This window comes from Streptomyces sp. NPDC007983, assembly GCF_042958345.1.
Taxonomy (GTDB): domain Bacteria; phylum Actinomycetota; class Actinomycetes; order Streptomycetales; family Streptomycetaceae; genus Streptomyces.
Window position 1 is genome coordinate 711239 of sequence record NZ_JBIBJI010000003.1, and the last position, 18038, is coordinate 729276.

An 18038-nucleotide genomic window follows, 5' to 3' on the forward strand; every position below is an offset into this window, starting at 1 on the left:
CCTCAGGAGGCCCAGACCACCGACTGGAGTTCGCTGTACGCGTGCAGCCCGAACGAGCCGCCGTCGCGGCCGACACCGCTGTGCTTGAAGCCGCCGAACGGCGTCTCGGGGTGGCGCTGAACCGTGTTGATGCCGACGTTTCCGCTGCGCAGCCGGGCGGCCAGCGCCCAGGCGCGGCCCGCGTCGGCGCTGAAGACGTAGTCGTAGAGGCCGTACGGGGTGCCGTTGGCGATCCGCACCGCCTCGTCCTCGTCGTCGAAGGGCAGGGCCACGACGACCGGGCCGAACAACTCCTCGCGGGCCACGGTCATGCCGGGGTCGGCGTCGGCTATGAGGGTCGGCGCGACGTAGAACCCGGGCTTGACAGCCGGACGTTCACCGCCGGTGACGATGCGGGCGCCCTGCTCACGGGCCCCGGCGAGGTACGCCTCGACCCGATCGCGCTGGGCCGCTGAGATCAGCGGACCCACGATCGTGGAGTTATCCACAGGGTCCCCCACCGTCAGTGACTTTGCGTAATCTGTGAGTGCGGCGACCACCCGCTCGTACAGCGATCGATGGACGAGCACCCGAGTCGGCGCCGTGCAGATCTGCCCGCTGTGGAAGGAGAAGGTCGAACCGACCGCCCCGACCGCCGACGCGATCACTCGCTTGTCGGCGTCCCCAAGGACGATGGCCGCGCCCTTGCCCCCTAGTTCCATCAGGGTGCGCTTCATCGAGTGGCCTGCGGATTCGGCGATCTTCTTCCCCACGGCGGTGGATCCGGTGAAGCTGACCATGTCGACACCGGGGTGCGCGACCAGCGCCTCGCCCGCGGCCGCGCGCGAGCCGGTGACGACATTGAAGACACCGTCCGGGAGCCCGGCCTCGGTCAGCAGCGGGCCGAGTTCGAGACAGGCCAGCGGGTCCTGCGGGGCCGGTTTGGCGACGACCGTATTGCCCATGGCGAGCGCCGGGGCGACCTTGCCCGCGAGATTGGCGAGGGGAAAGTTGTAGGAGGTGATACAGGCGACGACACCCACCGGACGGCGGACCGCCGCCGCGCCGATCAGCCCGCCGGGCGCCAGCGGGCTGGCGGCGACCGGCAGCGGGGCGAGCGGGACGGTGTCCGGTTCCATGGCGCCGCGCGCGTAGCGGCGGAAGCGGTCGGCCGCGGGGGGCACTTGGAGGGCCGCGGTCACCCGCAGGGTCGCGCCCGTCTCCGCCTGGAGGAGGGGCACCAGGCCGGGGGCGCGCTCGGCGAGCAGGTCGGCCGCGCGGTCGAGTACGGCGGCGCGCTCCCGGGGGGCGGTGCGCGACCAGCCGTCGTACGCGGCCCGCGCGGCCCGCACCGCGGCGTCGGCATCGGCCTCGTCGGCCTCGGGCGCCCGGCCGACGGTCTCCTCGGTGGCCGGGTTGACGACCGCGTAATGCCCGGCCCCGGGCGCCCGCCAGGAGCCGCCGATCCAGTGCCCGTACGTCTTCATCTGCGCTCCTTGGGGAGGTGGAGTACGCGCTCGGCGATGATGTTGCGCTGGATCTCGTCCGAGCCGCCGTAGATGGTGTCGGCGCGGGAGAAGAGGAAGAGGCGCTGCGCGGCGTCGAGTTCATACGGCCGGTCCTCGGTCCAGCGCACCGGTCCGAGCGCGGCGGCGGCGCCCCGCACCCGCACGGCCAGCTCGCCGAGCCGCCGGTGCCAGCCGCCCCACAGCAGCTTGGCCACACTGGGGGCCCCGGCATCGTGCGCCGTGGGGCGAGGGGGCGCGGGGCGGTGGGGAGCGGGGGTGGAGGGGGCGGGAGGGGAGGGGGTGGGGGTGGGGCCCCCGGAGGGGGGATTCCCCGCGCCGCCCAGGGTGCGCAGGGCGTTCCAACGCATGACCTTCAGCTCGGCCCACTGCTGTATCAGCTGGTCGCGCAGTACGGGTTCGCGGGCGGCGCCGGTCTCCAGGGCCTGTCGGATGACGCGGTCGAGTTCCTGGGCGAAGCCGATCTGCTGGACCAGGGTGGAGACTCCGCGTTCCACGGCCAGCAGGCTCATGGCCACGCTCCAGCCCCGGCCCGGGCCGCCGACGAGGTGGTCGGGGCGGGCGAGGGCCCCGTCGAAGAACACCTCGTTGAATTCCGCGGTGCCGGTGAGCTGCCGGATCGGCCGGACCTCGACGCGTCCCGGCTGGTCCATGGGCACCAGCAGGAAGGACAGCCCGTGGTGGCGTTGTGATCCCTCCTCGGTGCGGGCCAGGACGAAGCACCAGTCGGCTTCGCGGGCGTGGGAGGTCCAGATCTTCTGGCCGGTGACGCGGTAGGTTCCGTCGCCCGGGTCGCGGACGGCGCGGGTGCGCACTCCGGCGAGGTCCGAGCCGGCGTCGGGTTCGCTGTAGCCCTGGCACCACAGCTCCTCGCCGCGGGCGATGGGGGGCAGGAAGCGGGCGCGTTGGGCCTGGTCGCCGTGTTCGAGCAGGGTGGGGGCGAGCAGGTTCTCGCCGATGTGCCCGAATCGGACGGGGGCTCCGGCGCGGGCGTATTCCTCGGCCCAGACGACCTGTTGGGTCAGGGTGGCGGCCCGGTTTCCGTAGGTCCCGTGGGTGCGGTCCCAGCCGAGCCCGATCCAGCCGCCGCCGCCCAGTTCGCGTTCCCAGGCGCGTTGCGCGGCGGCAGTGGCGGCAGCGGCGGCAGCGGTGGTGGCCGTGTCGGTGGGACGGGTGAACCGGCCGGTCAGGTGGGCGTCGAGCCAGGCGCGTGCCTCGTCGCGGAAGTGTTCGTCCCCGGGCCCGAAGGCGAAGTCCACGGCCTCTCCCCTTCCTCACGTCGCACGGTGGGCGTGCGGGTCACGCGTTGGGGCGCTGGTGGGTTGCGGCGGCCTGGGCCATGGCTTCGAGTTGGGCCAGCAGCGGCATGGGGTCGGTGCCGACGGTGCCGGGCAGGAAGTCGGCGATCTTCTCGGGGGTCCAGGTGCCCTCGGCGTATCCGGCGCGCAGTTCCCTCGGCTGGGCCCAGACCGCGATCTTGGGGCCCGCGATCGTATAGACCTGTCCGGTGATCTTCTCCTCGCGGGCCCGTTCGCTCAGCAGGTAGACGACCAGGGCCGCGACGTCCTCCGGTTCGCCGATCTCCTTCAGTTCCATCGGCACATTGGCGGACATGCGGGTACGGGCGACCGGGGCGACGCAGTTGGCGGTGACGCCGTATTTGTGCAGGCCCAGGGCCGCGCTGCGGACCAGCGAGATGATGCCGCCCTTGGCCGAGGCGTAGTTGGCCTGGGCGACGCTGCCCTGGTGGTTGCCGCTGGTGAAGCCGATCAGGGTGCCGGAGCGCTGCCGCCGCATCACCGCGGACGCGGCGCGGAAGACGGTGAAGGTGCCCTTGAGGTGGGTGGCGACGACCGGGTCCCACTCCTCCTCGCTCATGTTGAAGAGCATCCGTTCGCGGAGGATTCCGGCCACGCACACCACGCCGTCGAGCCGCCCGAACCGTTCGACGGCGGTGTCCACGATGCGCCGGCCACCGGCCATGGTGGAGACGTCGTCGGCGACCGCGACCGCCTCTCCGCCCGCCGCCGCGATCTCCTTGACCGCCGCTTCGGCGATCTCGCTGGTGGGTTCGCCGCCCTCGATCGAGACCCCGTAGTCGTTGACGACGACCTTCGCGCCCTCGGCCGCGCAGGCGAGGGCCACGGCTCGTCCGATGCCGCGCCCGGCCCCGGTGACGGCGATGACCTTGCCGTCCAAGAAGTTGCCCACGTCGCGTCCCCTCCCGCAGTTTCTGACGGACCGTTAGATTTTTGAGCAGACCCGCGCCGAGTACAAGCCCTGGAACGGAACCGACCGAAGGAGGCACCATGTCGCTGCCACCCGAGTTCCACGACATCGCCAAGCGCGTCAACAACTGGGGACGGTGGGGGGCCGACGATGAGATCGGCACGCTCAACCTGATCACCGACGCGGTGGTCCAGGACGCGGCCGCGGCGGTGCGCACCGGCCGCCGCGTCCCGCTCGCGGTTCCGCTGCGGCACGACGGCATCCAGACCGGGATGATCCCGGGACGGGTCAATCCGCTGCACACCATGGTCGCCGTGAACGCCGAGGTGTTCGGCCCGGGCACGGTCGCCACCAGCGACGACGCCGTGACGATGGGGCTGCAGGCCGGTACCCACTGGGACGGGCTGGCCCATGTCTCGCACTCCGGCAGGCTCTACAACGGCCGCCCCGCCGCGTCCGTCACCGCCCATGACCGCGCGGCCTTCAGCGGCATCCACACGGCGCGGCACATCGTCTCGCGCGGAGTGCTGCTCGACGTCGCGCGCGCCCGGGGCGCTGACCGGTTGCCCGAGGGGCATGCCGTCACCCCCGAAGACCTCGCCGCCGCCGAGGAGCTGGCCCAGGCCCCGGTACGGCCCGGCGACATCGTGCTCGTACGGACCGGGCAGATCCAGCGGTATCTCGCGGGTGAGAGGGAGGCGTACGCGTATCCGTCGCCGGGCCTGTCGCTCCGTACGCCCGAGTGGTTCCATGCCCGTGACGTGGCCGCGGTCGCCAACGACACGCTCACCTTCGAGATCTTCCCACCGGAGATCGACAACCTGTGGCTGCCCGTCCACGCCCTCGACCTGGTCGAGATGGGCATGCCGCAGGGCCAGAACTGGAATCTGGAGGAGCTGTCGGCGGCCTGCACCGAGGAGGGGCGCTACACCTTCCTGCTGTCGGCCACGCCCGAGCCGTTCACCGGCGGAACCGGCGCCCCGGTCGCGCCCGTCGCGATCCTCTGAGGCCGGCGCCGCGAAGAGCACCAAGAAGGAGACCCCGGAGAGAGCAGAGAACGCGAGGGGACGGGCAAGTGGGGCCTATCGGGCGGCGGTGCGCTCATGCACACCCCGAGCACGGCATCGCGCACCGCCACCCGGCTCCGGCGTCGAGCCCTGATCAGACGCCGGGCCGCGACCCGCACTCGCCAAGGAACGGCCCCGCGAACACACGGTTCACAGGGACCACATAGCCCTCGGCGTCCCCTCGCGACGAATCGCTGATCCTAGAGTGATCACTCGGCCACGTCACGTCAACACCTGGTCTGGACTTTGTGGAGTCCGCCCCAGATGTGATGACGCATGGGAGGCGCCACGCCCCGTCAGAAGCGACTCGTCACGCCCCCCGTGATCGCCGCCTTCGACGCGCTCCGCGCCGTCCACGCACTCTTCCCGCCGACCGCGGTCGATTTCGCACCAGATGCGCTTGCCCGCGCCCTCGGGCTGCCAGCCCCAGCGGTCAGCGAGTCCGTCGACCAGCTCCAGCCCGCGGCCATTGGTGGACTCCTCGTCGGCGCGGCGCTGACGCGGCGCGCGGGCGCTGGCGTCGGCGACCTCGACCCGGACCGTGCCCAGTTCGGGCCCCTTGCCGGCGGAGGGCTCCACGGAACCGCCGCTACCGCCGCCGGTGCCGGTCTGCGCGGGGAAGCGCATCCGCAACACCGCGGGACAGCCGGTGTGGACCACGGCGTTGGTGACGAGCTCGGAGATGAGCAGGATCAAAGTTTCGGCAAGCGGCTCGTCGGCCCCGATCCCGGATCCGGCGAGCCGCGAACGCGCCCACCGACGGGCACGACTCACCTCCGCGGGGTCGGGTCGGACCTCCATTTGCATCTGAAGCACCTGCACCGCTCACACCATCCGAACCGGCGGACACATCGCCTCATACCTCCAAGAGGTCACGGAACGTGACTCTCTCCCGGCTGCGGCCGGGAGGTACCCCCGTGCGAAAGAGCATGGTTGACGTACAGTCACCCCAACAAGCGCTTCGGTCATATTCCAGCGCCAAGGAGTATGCGTGGGGCATACTGTGCGACGCACGCCCCGATGACTCGAACAGCGAGGCATGGCCGGAGCGCACCCCGTGCGAGCGGGGCACATCGGCGTGCCCGGAGTCGCCCCACGGGCCACGCCGGGTTCGTTGTACCCCAAAACCGCTCGCACCCCACGGAGAGTACCCGAGCCGGAGCCCGACTCTCCCCTGTGACGAGTCACGCCTAGGAAACAACCCGATATCAACGCTCGGTCACCTCAAAGCCTCCGGGGATCTCCCCAGAGAATGCGACATCCCAACAATTCAGGCGTATCCATGGAGCCCGGTTACAAACCTGTTTCAGCGGTCAACAGGAGTCCGGCGGCCAGTTCCTCCTCGGCCCCGGCCGCCGTCTGCCACTGCCCGGCGCGCACCCAGGCCCGCTTGAGGTGCAGGTGGACATCTGCTTCCCAGGTGAAACCCATCCCTCCGTGCACCTGAAGACAATCGCGGGCATTACGGACGGCCGCCTCGTCGGCGAGCAGTTTGGCGGCGGCGATGTCACCCGCGTCTTCTGTGACCGCGGCGGCGTACACCACACTTCTGGCTGATTCGGCGCGTACGAGCATCCGCGCGCACAGGTGCTGGACGGCCTGGAAGGCGCCGATCGGGCGGCCGAACTGCGTGCGCGCCGTGGCGTGGTCGACCGCCATCCGGACCGTACGGGAGGCGCTGCCGAGCTGTTGGGCGGCGGTCAGCAGGGCCGCCTCGCGCCGCAGCCGGGCGGCGGCCCCGGACGCCCCCGGGGGCAGGGCCTGCGGGTGCGCACGGTGCAGCGGGGTGGCCGGGTCGACGGAGCGTATCGGCCGGGCCGAGTCCGCGAGCGCGTCCGCCGGAACCACCCCGGCGTCCTCGCCGCTCAGCACCAGCACGGCGTCGGCCGAGGCCAGATGCTCCACCAGCGGGTCCGCCGCGGCCCCGGCGCCGAGGTCCAGCGCGGTGACCACGGCCGCCCCCTCGGCGGCGCCGGCCGTCTCCAAGCCCGCCGCGAGCTGGGTGGCGACCAGCGGCCCCGGGAGCAGCGCCCGGCCCGCCTCCTCCATGGCCAGCACCGCCTCCGGCAGTCCGAGCCCCACCCCGCCCGCCGACTCGGGCAGCCGCAGCGCGAAGAATCCGGCGGTGCCCAGTTCCCGCCACAGGGCACGGTCCAGCGTCACGGCGCTGCGTTCGTAGCCATCCACGACCCTCCGTAACCGGGCGCGGGGGAAGCGCCGTTCCAGCAGTTCGCGCATACCGTCCCGCAGCGCCCGCTGGTCGTCGTCGAGCTGGAAGTCCATGCCCCTGGTCACCGCCCCTTCGGCAGGCCGAGGATGCGCTCGGCGACGATGTTCCGCTGGATCTGTGAGGTTCCGGCCGCGATGGTGTACGAGAGCGACGACAGCCGGTCCGCGACCCACTCGTGCCCGGCGTCCAGCGCGTCCGGGCCCAGCACTTCGGCGGCGGCGTCGTACAGCTCCTGCCGTACCTCCGAGAAGCGGAGCTTGAAGACCGAGCCGCCGACGCCCGGCACCCCGCCGGTGCGCTGCGCCTCGCTCACGTTCCACTGGGTGAGCCGCCACAGTGCCGCGCAGTCGGCGGCGAGCCGACCGAGCCGCCTCCGCAGTACGGGGTCGTCCCAGCGGCCGTTGGCCTTGGCGGTACGGGCCAGGGCCTCCAGCACCCGTCGGCAGGCGACGACCTCGCCGACGAAGGCCGTGCCGCGTTCGAAGGAGAGGGTCACCATGGTCACCCGCCAGCCGTCGTTCTCGGCCCCGATCCGGTGGTCCACGGGCACCCGCACCTCGTCCAGGAAGACCTCGGCGAACTCGGCGGTCCCGGCGAGGGTGCGCAGCGGCCGTACGGTCACGCCGGGCGCATCCATGGGCAGCGCGAGCCAGGTGATGCCCCGGTGCTTCGGCGTGTCGGGGTTTATAGGCGTGGTGCGCACCAAGAGTTCGCACCAGTCGGCGATCTCGGCGTGCGAGGTCCAGATCTTGCTGCCGCTGACGACGTAGTGGTCGCCGTCCCGTACGGCCCGGGTGCGCAAGGCGGCCAGGTCGGATCCGGCGTCGGGTTCGGAGAAGCCCTGGCACCAGACCTGGTCGCCGCGGAGGATCGGCGGCAGCCAGCGGGCCCGCTGGGCGGGGGTGCCCTCGGCGGCGATGGTGGGTCCGGCGTGCAGCAGGCCGACGAAGTTGGCGCCGACGTAGGGCGCGCCCGCGCGTTCGGTCTCCTCCAGGAAGATCAGGTGCTGGGTGGGGGTGGCGCCGCGGCCTCCGGCGTCCTCGGGCCAGTGCAGTCCGGCGTATCCGGCGTCGTACAGCCTGCGCTGCCAGCCGCAGTCGTAGGCGCGGCGGGCGGGCCAGTCGGCGGGGTCGGGGCGGTCGGGCAGGGTGGGGAGGACGTCCGCGAGCCAGGCGCGCAGTCCGCGCCGGAAGTCCTCCTCGTCCTCGGTGAAGGCGAGATCCATCGGCGGCCGTCCTCCCTTTTCTGATGTCTCGTCAGATCAGGCGGCAGGGGAAGGCTAATCCGCACCCTCTGGACCGACAAGACGGACGGCCTTACGCTTCCCGCACTATCTGACTATCCGTCAGGTCAACGGATTCGGCCACGGGAGGCCGGGATGACCGACACCGCACACGCCCTCGGCGCATCGGCGACGCTGTGGGAACTGCTGGAGCGGCGCGCCGCGCTCACCCCGGACGCCCCCGCGCTGATCCAGGCCGCCGCCAGCGGCCGGCACGACCGGCGGCTGACCTTCCGCGCCCTGCGCACCCGCGCGGAGCGCACGGCGGCCGGGCTGTACGCGATGGGGGTGGGCCCCGGCAGCCGGGTCGCCTGGCAGCTGCCCACCCGGCTGGAGACGGTCGTGCTGACGCTGGCGCTGGCCCGGCTGGGCGCCGTACAGACCCCGCTCATCCCGTACTACCGCGACCGCGAGGTGGGGTACGCGCTCCGCGCCTCGGGCGCGCGGTTCTTCGCCGTCCCCGGGACGTGGCGCGGCTTCGACCATACGGCGATGGCGCACCGGCTGGCCGCCGGGCTGCCGCAGTCGCCGCTGGTCTTCGAGGCGTACGACGCGCTCCCGGTCGCCGACCCGAAGGCGCCGCCGCATCTGCCGCCGCCGCCCACCGACGGGACCGCCGTCCGCTGGATCTACTGGACCTCGGGCACCACCTCCGACCCCAAGGGCGTGCTGCACACCGACCGCAGCCTCATCGCCGCCGGTTCCTGTCTCGCCCACGCGCTGCGGCTCACAGCGGACGACATCGGGTCGATGGCCTTCCCGTACGCGCATGTCGCCGGGCCCGACTACACGGTGATGCTGCTGCTGTACGGCTTCCCCGCCGTGCTGCTGGAGCACTTCGCGCTGCCGGAGTCGCTGTCCGCGTACCGGCGGCACGGGGTGACGGTCGCGGGCGGCAGCACCGCCTTCTACTCCATGTTCCTGGCGGAGCAGCGCAAGGACCCCGCGCGCCCGCTCATTCCGACCCTGCGGCTGCTGGCCGGTGGCGGCGCGCCCAAGCCGCCCGAGCTGTACTACGAGGTGGTACGGGAGTTGGGGTGCCGCCTGACGCACGGCTACGGGATGACCGAGGTTCCCATGATCACGATGGGGTCGCCGGACGACACCGACGAGGCTCTGGCGACGACGGAGGGGCGCCCGCCCGCGGAGATGGAGATCCGCGTCGTGGACGGGGAGGTGCGGCTGCGGGGCGAGGCGGTGTGCGCCGGATATCTGGACGAGGCGCAGACCCGGGAGGCGTTCGACGCCGACGGCTTCTTCCGCACCGGCGACCTCGGTCATCTGACGGAAAGCGGTCATCTCGTGCTCACGGGGCGCGCCAAGGACATCATCATCCGTAAGGGCGAGAACATTTCCGCGAAGGAGATCGAGCAGCTGCTGTACCGGCATCCGGATGTGGGGGATGTGGCGGTGATCGGGCTGCCGGACGCGGAGCGGGGGGAGGTGGTGTGCGCCGTGGTGGAGCAACCGGTGGGGGCCGCGCCGCTGACGGTTGAGGGGGTCGGGTCCTATCTGCGCGGGGTGGGGCTGTCGGTGCACAAGGTGCCGGAGAGGGTGGAGGTGGTGGACGCGCTGCCGCGGAACGACACGCTGCGGAAGGTGCTGAAGTACCGGCTGCGGGAGCGGTTCGGGGGCGCCGCGGCGACGCCTCGGCCCGGGCGCTGAGGCCATCAGCCCGTCGTGCTGTACGTGGCCGTCGCCTGCTCGAAGTGGCGGTTCACCGTGCGGCGCTCGTCGGCGGGGCCGATCGCCAGGACCACGTGGTAGCGGCCGCCGATCAGCATCGCCAGATTGCGCGCGTACACATTGCGGCCGCTGCTGTCCCGCCAGCTGAACTGGCCCTCGGCCATCGCCGTCTTCCCGACGTCGATCCGCTTCAGCCCCGAGGACGACGCCCACGCCGAGTCGCGGAAGGCGGCCAGTTCGGCCTCCCGGTTCTGCTGGTACGCCATCGGGTCGCCGCCGAACTCGGACACCTTGTCCCGTCCCGCCACGATCACCAGCTCGATGTCGCCGCCGATGTAGCGGATCTGGCCGCGCGCGTTTTCGCCGCGCCGGGTCCAGCCCTCGTGGACGGCGACGGAGAAGCCCTTGGGGTCCTTGCGGACCGCGAAGCCCTTCGCGAGACCGGCCGGTTCGGTGGACTGGGGCTCGTCGGAGCCCGGGTCCGCCGAGCCGTCGTCCTCGCTGCCCTCACCGGACGGTGACGCCGGGTCGTGGGCGCTGGTGGGCGCCGGGCTCCCCGCGCCCGCCGACCCCGTACGGCCCTGGCCGCCGGTGTCCTCGGTGCGCGGCATGAACATCATCGCGTACAGCACCGCCGCCGCCAGGCCCAGCAGTATCAGCAGGAGCAGCACCCGCCCCAGCCTGCGCGGCTTGCGGCCCGTGGCCTGCTCCCGCCGCGGAGCCTCGCGCCGCGGAGCCTCCCGCCGCTGGGCCGGGCCCGGTTCGCGCGCGGCCTGCTTCGCCCGCTTGTGCCGCCCGTGCGCGGCCGCCGCCCGGTCCGGGCGGCCCCGGCCCTTGCGCACCAGCCAGCCCCGGCGGCGCACGATCGGCAGCCGCTTCGGGTCGGACGCGCCGCCCGGCCCGATCGACGGCACGGTGACCGTGCTGCTGCCGACGTCCGGCTCCGGCGCCGACCTGATCAGCGACCGCAGCCAGCCGCGCAGCTCCTCGAAGTCGGGCCGCTCGGTGGGGTCCTGGCGCATCAGCGACTCGACCACGGGGCGCAGCGGACCGCACTCCTCCGCGTAGGCGGGTGCCTCCGCGCACACCATCTGCACCAGCTCGGCGGCGTTCTCCTCCGGATACGGGGCGTGGCCCTGGACGGCGCGGAAGAGCAGCACGCCCAGCGCCCACAGGTCGGCGGCGGGGCCGACGGGCGGGGCCAGCCGCCAGTTCTCGTGTACGGGTCCGGCCTGCTCGGGCGCCCAGCGCTCGGTGACGGCGCCGACCACGACGATCCGCGCCTGCCGGGCCCGTTCGGCGGCGAGCGCGGTGGTGGGGCCGCGCGGCGGGTCGCCGTCCGTCGTGCCGCCGCCGTCCCAGGAAGCGCCGCCGTCCTCACCGTTCGGCTGCCGGGGCACGGTGGCGCCTTCCGGCGAGGGGGAACCGGAACCAGAAACGGAACCGGAGGCGGGGTCGGAAGCGGAATCGGGCCAGGGCGCGCCGCCCGTGAGCGGGCCCAATTCCTGGGGGGTGTACCGGGGGGCGTCGGCGCCGGCCCGTGCGGCGGCCGCGCGGGCTCCTGCCGCGTACGCGGCGATGGCCTTCGCCCGCGCGGCGCGCGCGGCCGCTCCCTGCGCGTCGTCCGCGACGCCCTGTGGGTCGTCCCCCGCGCCCTGCGCCGGAATGTGACCGGAGCCGCCGACGGCCCATTCGGCTTCCGGTCCTGCCAAGTCCGGATATCCGTGCGCCTCGGGCCCCTGACCGCCGCCGCCCGCGCCGCGCGGAGCGGGGAAGCCGCCCGACGCGCCCTGGTCGCGGTAGACCGGGCCCTGCGCGCCGGGACGCGGCTCCGGCCACTCCTCCGGGCGCTCCCCGCCGGGCCGCTGGTCTGGCGCGGCGCTCTCGTAGCCGTGCGGAAGGGCCGGGGTGGGCGCGCCGGCGATGGGAGTGCCCGCGGGCGGCGTGGGGGTGTACCCGTCGTCCGCGGCGCGCGCGTCCGGCGGCGACGCGGGCCCGGAGACGGGGCCGGGAGCGGCGGGAGCGGCGGGACCGGAAGCCGGAGACTGCTCGTCCGGCGGCCTCGGCACCGGGTCGTAGCCGCACAGTGCCTCCTCCGCCGCGCCCGCCGCCAGGCCCGTCAGCATCGCGCGGCCGTCGTCGCACAACAGCACCGTGCGGGTGGTGACGTTGCGGTGCGTCCAGCCGTGGGCGTGCAGCGCGCGGAGCGCCGTCAGCACGTCGTTGGCGACCTCGGCGGCGCGGTGCGGGGACAGGTTCCGCTCGGTGAGCAGCGCGGCGAGCGGGCGCCCGGCGACGAGTTCGCTGACGATCCACAGGCTTCCGGCCTCCGCGAAGACGTGGAAGACCTGGCCGAGCCTCGGGTGGTCGGGGATCTGCGCCGCCGCGGTCGCCGCGTCCAGCGCGCGCCGTACGGCGGGGTCGCCGCCCCGGGCCGTACGGGACGCCCCGTTCAGCCCGCCGCCGGGGTGGCCGTCGTCGTCGACGACTTCGGCGTCGACGACTTCGGCGTCGACGACCTCCGGAAGCGGTATCTGCCGCAGATGGACCTGCTGGCCGCTGTAGGTGTCGAAGGCGCGGGTCTCGACGAACTCGTACTCGTCGGCGGGCGGCAGGGGCAGGCGATAGCGGCCGGCCAGTACCCGGCCCGCGTACTCGTCCACGACGCCTCCCCTGGCGCACGATCAGGCGCGATCAACGTCCCTGTATGCGATCAGCACAGTGCTAGGCCGTCAATTGTGGTCGTTTTGGCGGGTTCATGCGACTGCGCACGGTCTACGGGCACTCACGATACGGGCCCGCACGACGCTTCGCCGACAGGAGTGCTCAGTCCGTGATGTCGAAGGTTTTGAACGCGATGTCGCGCAGCGTCCTGCACTCCTTGTCGTCCCACTTGCTCGCCTCGCAAGTGATCATGATGGAGAAGCCGTGGCTGCCGTCCGCCTTGAAGCCGCGGTTGAGCACCCGTACGTGCTTACCGTCCTGGTCACGCTCGAACCTCCAGTCCGCGACGCTCGGGTAGCCCCGCCAGGAGACCGTCTTGATGCCGAGGCTCTTGTAGCCGGACATGCTGCTCCGCGCGGCGGCCTCGCCCTTGCGCCACTCGGCCGCCGCATCCGGCTTCGGGGAGGAGGTGAAGTCGATCTGGATACGCGGGATGCTGGAGCCGCCGTAGTACTTTCGGCTGCCGCTGTAGCTCCCGTTGTGCACCGACCAGCCCTTGGGCATCGCCATGGTGAACGGGAAGTCGGAGCTCTTGACGGTCTCGTAGCCGCCGGGCAGGGAGCCGCCCTTGCCCTCCCCCTTGCCGCCGCTCCCGCCGTCGTCCCCGCTGCCGCTCCCGCCCTTGCCCTTGCCGCCGTCGTCGTCCGTGTCGCCGCCCTTGGACGTGTCCGAGCCGGCCTGCTCCGTCGATCCGCCGGACGTCTTGCCGTCCGGGGACTGGGTGTTCGCCCCGCCGGACGCGCCGGTGTCCTTGCCGTCCTGCCGGTCGCCCGACGCCCCGGCCGAGGCCGACGCCTTGGCGCCGCCCGTGCCCTTGGCCTTGTCGTCGTCACCGCCGCCGCTGAAGGCGACGGCGAGCACGGTGGCCACGATGGCGACCACGACGACCGCGATGATGATCAGCGTCCGCTTGGACACCACATCGGTGATCGGGGCGCGGGGCGGCACCGGGCGGTACGGACCGGACGCGTCCTCGGGCTTCCCGGAACCGGAGGAGGAAGCGGAGGCCGAGGAGGAAGCCGAACCAGCAGCCGGCTCCCCCTTCTTCGTGAGGTCGGCCTTCTTCGAGGACTGCGCGCCTGCCGCGGCCGCCGCGGACTTCGAAGGCTTGGCGGAATCGGCCTTCTTCGACGTCTCCGGCTTCTTCGCCGGGTCCGCCTTCTGCTCCGTCTTCGCGTTCCGTACGGACTTCAGCGCACCCCGGGCGCGCTCCGCGACCGCCGCGGACTTGGCCTCCGCGGCCGCCTCGTCCTCCGCCGAGGGGGCGGGCGGCAGGCTCATCGTGCGGGTGGCGTCGGCGGGGACCTTCTTCGACGCGGTGTCCTCCGGCGCGCTCAGCGCGTGCTCCAGCAGCGCCCGCGCCCCCGCGTCGTCCAGCCGCTGGTCGGGGTCCTTGACCAGCAGACCGTAGATGACCTCTTCCAGCGGGCCCGCGTTCTTCGGCGGCTCCACCGGCTCGGTCATGACCGCGGTGAGGGTCGCTATGGCCGTGCTCTTGTCGTACGGCGGTACGCCCTCGACCGCCGCGTACAGCAGGCCGCCCAGCGACCACAGGTCGGACGGCGGGCCGGGCTTGTGGCCGCGGGCCCGCTCCGGGGAGATGTAGGACGGCGCGCCGACGAGCATGCCGGTGGAGGTGACGGACGGGTCGCCCTCGACCTGGGCGATGCCGAAGTCGGTGAGGACGACGCGGCCGTCGTCCGAGATCAGCACGTTGGACGGCTTCACGTCGCGGTGCAGGATGCCCGCCTGGTGGGCCGCGCGCAGCACGTCGAGGACGGCGAGGCCGACCTCGGCGGCGCGCCGGGGGGTGAGCGGCCCGTCGTCCCGGACGACGTCGGCGAGCGAGCGGCCCTCGATCAGCTCCATGACGATCCAGGGGCGGTCGTCCTCGTCGACCACGTCATAGACGGTGACGGCGCCGTTGCTGCGGATCCGGGCGATCGCCTTCGCCTCGCGCAGCGTGCGGGTGATGAGCCGTCTCTTCTCGTCCTCCTCGACGCTGGACGGGAAGCGCAGCTCCTTGACCGCGACCGTACGGCCGAGGGTCTGGTCGCTCGCGCGCCAGACGGTGCCCATGCCGCCCTGACCGAGAATCTCCCCCAGCCGGTATCGCCCGGCGAGGAGGCGCCCAGTCGAACCCTGCGTCTTCTCAGCCTCCGACATGCGACCCCTCTGCGAATCAACCCACCCTGAACCCACCCTGGGAGAGCGTCCATTGTCTCTCATCCGCGACCCCGGGAAAGCCCGGGGTCCGGGCGGTGGAGCGGGCACGGTGCGGCGGCCGTTGCGTGCACCTGCGAACATCGGGGGTCCGCAGGGAACGAGAGGCCCGTGTCATGCCCATCTCCGCCATACGATGGCACAGGCGAGGCCGTATGCCGACCGTCGTGGCGCTGGTCGCGGCCATGGCCGTCGCCCTGTCGGGCTGTACGGCGGACGCGGACGCCCGCGCGAGCGTGGCCGGCGGGGGCCGGAAGGCCGCCGAGCGGGAGGAGCGCGGTGCCGTACGGACGGCCCTGCGGCGGCTGGTGGCCGACGGCACGGCGCCCGCGGCCGCGGCGCTCGTCCGGGACGGGGGCGGGGCCCGGTTCACCGCGGCCGGGGTCGCGGACACCCGGAGCGGGCGGCGCGTCGATCGGGACGATCGCTTCCGGGCGGGCAGCGTCACCAAGACCGTCATCGCGGCGCTGACGCTGCGGCTGATCGGCGAGGGCAGGCTCGGCCTGGCCGACACCGTCGAGCAGCATCTGCCGGGGCTGGTGCGCGGCCATGGCAACAATGGCCGAAAAATCACCCTCGGTCAGCTCCTCACCCACACCAGCGGGCTGTTCGACTACACCGCCGACCCGGTGCTGGCGCGTCAGCTGTCGGCCACGGGGGGCACGGACGGCACGAATGGCGCGGACGGCGCGGACGGCGCGGGCCGTACGGAGGCGCACAGCCCCGCCTCCCTGGTGCGGGCCGCTCTCACCCACCGCCCCGCCTTCGCGCCCGGGGCGAAGTGGCACTACTCCAACACCAACTACGTCCTGCTGGGCATGATCGTCGAGCGGGTCACCGGACGCCCGTACGCCGCCGAGGCCGAGCGCCGGGTCCTCGATCCGCTCGCCCTGCGCGACACCTCGTTCCCCGGCGTCCGCACCACCCTCCCGGCCCCGCACGGCCGCGCGTACGACTCCCGGGGCGGCCGCTGGCGCGATGTCACCGACCTCGACCCGTCCTCCGCCGGAGCCGCGGGCGAGATGATCTCCACGCTGGGCGATCTGTCCCGTCTGCTCGGCGCGCTGCTGCGCGGCGCGGTGGTGCCGAAGGCCCAGCTGCGGCGGATGGAGGACACCTCGGCGTCCGGCGGCCGGTACGGGATGGGCCTGTTCCCGGTGCGGCTGCCGTGCGGGACGACGGTCTGGGGGCACAACGGCGAGGTCAGCGGCTCGTACGCGCTGGCCGTGGCCACCCGCGACGGCCGCCGCACCCTCGTCTACCGCCTCAACAGCGCCGGGCCGCCGGACGCGAAGGCCGAGACCGCCCTGCTCACGGCGGTGTTCTGCCCGAACCGATGACCATCCGGGGCTCGCCGCCTACAGCGGCACGATGTCCGGGGCGCCCAGCCGGGCCGCGTCCGCCGTCAGGTCGTCCGGCTGCCGCTGCGATTCGCGCTCCGCCTCCACCCGCTTCTCGTAGTGCTCGACCTCCTTGTCGATCTGCTCCGGCCCCCAGCCCAGGACCGGCGCCATCAGCTCGGCCGCCTCGCGGGCGCCGCGGGTGCCCCGGTCGAAGGTCTCGATGGAGATGCGGGTGCGCCGGGTGAGGACGTCGTCCAGGTGGCGGGCGCCCTCGTGGGAGGCGGCGTAGACGACCTCGGCGCGCAGATAGTCGTCGGCGGCGGTGAGCGGTTCGCCGAGCGACGGATCGGCGGCGATCAGCTCCAGCACCTCCTCGGTCAGCGCGCCGTACCGGTTCAGCAGGTGTTCGACGCGGGCGACGTGCAGCCCGGTGCGGCGGGCCATGCGCGCCCGCGCGTTCCACAGCGCCTGGTAGCCGACGGCGCCGACCAGCGGCACGTCCTCGGTGACGCAGGGCCCGACCCGCTGGTCGAGGCCGTGCACCGCCTCGTCCACGGCGTCCTTGGCCATGACCCGGTACGTCGTGTACTTGCCGCCCGCGACCACCACCAGGCCCGGCACCGGGTGGGCGACCGTGTGCTCGCGCGAGAGCTTGCTGGTCGCGTCCGACTCCCCGGCCAGCAGCGGGCGCAGCCCCGCGTAGACGCCCTCGACGTCGTCGCGGGTCAGCGGCACCGCGAGGACCTCGTTGACGTGCTCCAGCAGGTAGTCGATGTCGGCGCTGGAGGCGGCCGGATGCGCCTTGTCCAGGTCCCAGCCGGTGTCGGTGGTGCCGATGATCCAGTGCCTCCCCCACGGGATCACGAACAGCACGCTCTTCTCGGTGCGCAGGATCAGCCCGGTCGTGGAGTGGATGCGGTCCCTGGGCACCACGAGGTGGATGCCCTTGGACGCGCGGACGTGGAACTGGCCGCGCTCCCCGATCAGCGCCTGTGTCTCGTCCGTCCACACCCCGCTGGCGTTCACCACCTGGCGGGCCCGGACCTCGAACTCACCCCCTTGCTCCAGATCATGCACCCGGGCACCGACGACGCGCGCTCCCTCGCGCAGGAACCCGACCACCCTGGCCCGGTTGGCGACCTGTGCGCCGTACCGGGCGGCGGTGCGCACCAGGGAGGTGACGAAGCGGGCGTCGTCCACCTGGGCGTCGTAGTACTGGAGCGCTCCGACCAGGGCGTCCTTGCGGAGGCAGGGGGCGACGCGCAGGGCGCGGGTGCGCGAGAGGTGGCGGTGGACGGGCAGCCCGCGGCCGTGCCCGGAGGAGATCGACATCGCGTCGTAGAGCGCGACGCCCGCCCCGGCGTAGGCCCGTTCCCAGCCCCGGTGCTTGAGCGGGTAGAGGAACGGGACGGGCTTGACCAGGTGCGGAGCGATCCGCTCCAGCAGCAGTCCGCGCTCCTTCAGGGCCTCTCTGACGAGGGCGAAGTCGAGCATCTCCAGGTAGCGCAGGCCGCCGTGGACCAGCTTGCTGGAGCGGCTGGAGGTGCCGGAGGCCCAGTCCCTGGACTCGATCAGTCCGGTCTCCAGGCCGCGGGTCGCGGCGTCGAGCGCGGTGCCCGCGCCGACCACGCCGCCGCCCACGACCAGCACGTCCAGCTCACGGTCCGCCATCCGGGCCAGCGCCTCGCCGCGCTCGGCCGGTCCCAGTGCCGGTGTCTTCACCGCTGCCTCCCGTTGTGGTCGACGTCA

At 73.0% G+C, this 18038-nt stretch carries 12 protein-coding genes; 3 read left to right on the forward strand and 9 right to left on the reverse strand.

Annotation, left to right across the window (positions count from 1 at the left end):
* Positions 1 to 2: 2 nt before the first annotated feature.
* The 3 genes from ACFZCY_RS12400 to ACFZCY_RS12410 are packed head-to-tail and all read right to left on the reverse strand — an operon-like array spanning position 3 to position 3716.
* The gene (locus ACFZCY_RS12400) at positions 3 to 1466 is read right to left on the reverse strand and encodes an aldehyde dehydrogenase family protein (RefSeq protein ID WP_391171677.1); all 1464 of its coding nucleotides are present in this window, start codon (positions 1464 to 1466) and stop codon (positions 3 to 5) included.
* Entirely contained in the window at positions 1463 to 2764 is a 1302-nt protein-coding gene (locus ACFZCY_RS12405; protein WP_391171679.1) for an acyl-CoA dehydrogenase family protein, read from the reverse strand. The genes ACFZCY_RS12400 and ACFZCY_RS12405 overlap by 4 nt, the downstream gene beginning before the upstream one ends.
* 40 nt (positions 2765 to 2804) lie before the next feature.
* Positions 2805 to 3716, reverse strand: coding sequence for an SDR family oxidoreductase (locus tag ACFZCY_RS12410; protein WP_391171681.1), 912 nt, complete (start codon positions 3714 to 3716; stop codon positions 2805 to 2807).
* A gap of 98 nt (positions 3717 to 3814) precedes the next feature.
* Between ACFZCY_RS12410 and ACFZCY_RS12415 the strand changes: the two genes are divergently transcribed.
* Entirely contained in the window at positions 3815 to 4741 is a 927-nt protein-coding gene (locus tag ACFZCY_RS12415) for a cyclase family protein (protein WP_391171683.1), read from the forward strand.
* A 282-nt stretch (positions 4742 to 5023) separates the two neighbouring features.
* Here the strand turns inward: ACFZCY_RS12415 and ACFZCY_RS12420 are convergent, their stop codons facing one another.
* The 3 genes from ACFZCY_RS12420 to ACFZCY_RS12430 form a co-directional block, all read right to left on the reverse strand.
* Positions 5024 to 5623 carry an ATP-binding protein gene (locus ACFZCY_RS12420; RefSeq protein ID WP_391171686.1) on the reverse strand — a complete coding sequence of 200 codons (600 nt, stop codon included), beginning with the start codon at positions 5621 to 5623 and terminating at the stop codon, positions 5024 to 5026.
* Positions 5624 to 6094: 471 nt separating this feature from the next.
* Entirely contained in the window at positions 6095 to 7084 is a 990-nt protein-coding gene (locus tag ACFZCY_RS12425; protein WP_391172134.1) for an acyl-CoA dehydrogenase family protein, read from the reverse strand.
* Between the two features lie 8 nt (positions 7085 to 7092).
* Complete coding sequence (locus ACFZCY_RS12430) at positions 7093 to 8256, reverse strand: acyl-CoA dehydrogenase family protein (protein WP_391171688.1); 1164 nt, start codon at positions 8254 to 8256, stop codon at positions 7093 to 7095.
* Positions 8257 to 8409: 153 nt separating this feature from the next.
* Between ACFZCY_RS12430 and ACFZCY_RS12435 the strand changes: the two genes are divergently transcribed.
* The gene (locus tag ACFZCY_RS12435) at positions 8410 to 9978 is read left to right on the forward strand and encodes an AMP-binding protein (protein WP_391171690.1); all 1569 of its coding nucleotides are present in this window, start codon (positions 8410 to 8412) and stop codon (positions 9976 to 9978) included.
* 5 nt (positions 9979 to 9983) lie between these two features.
* Here the strand turns inward: ACFZCY_RS12435 and ACFZCY_RS12440 are convergent, their stop codons facing one another.
* Positions 9984 to 12662 (reverse strand): protein kinase, encoded by a 2679-nt coding sequence (locus ACFZCY_RS12440; protein ID WP_391171693.1) that lies wholly within the window; start codon positions 12660 to 12662, stop codon positions 9984 to 9986.
* A gap of 163 nt (positions 12663 to 12825) precedes the next feature.
* Entirely contained in the window at positions 12826 to 14889 is a 2064-nt protein-coding gene (locus ACFZCY_RS12445) for a protein kinase (protein ID WP_391171695.1), read from the reverse strand.
* Positions 14890 to 15101: 212 nt separating this feature from the next.
* On the opposite strand from ACFZCY_RS12445, the gene ACFZCY_RS12450 reads away from it, so the two are divergent.
* Entirely contained in the window at positions 15102 to 16286 is a 1185-nt protein-coding gene (locus ACFZCY_RS12450) for a serine hydrolase (RefSeq protein ID WP_391171697.1), read from the forward strand.
* 18 nt (positions 16287 to 16304) lie between these two features.
* Here the strand turns inward: ACFZCY_RS12450 and ACFZCY_RS12455 are convergent, their stop codons facing one another.
* Positions 16305 to 18011 carry an FAD-dependent oxidoreductase gene (locus ACFZCY_RS12455; RefSeq protein WP_391171699.1) on the reverse strand — a complete coding sequence of 569 codons (1707 nt, stop codon included), beginning with the start codon at positions 18009 to 18011 and terminating at the stop codon, positions 16305 to 16307.
* Between the last annotated feature and the right edge of the window lie 27 nt (positions 18012 to 18038).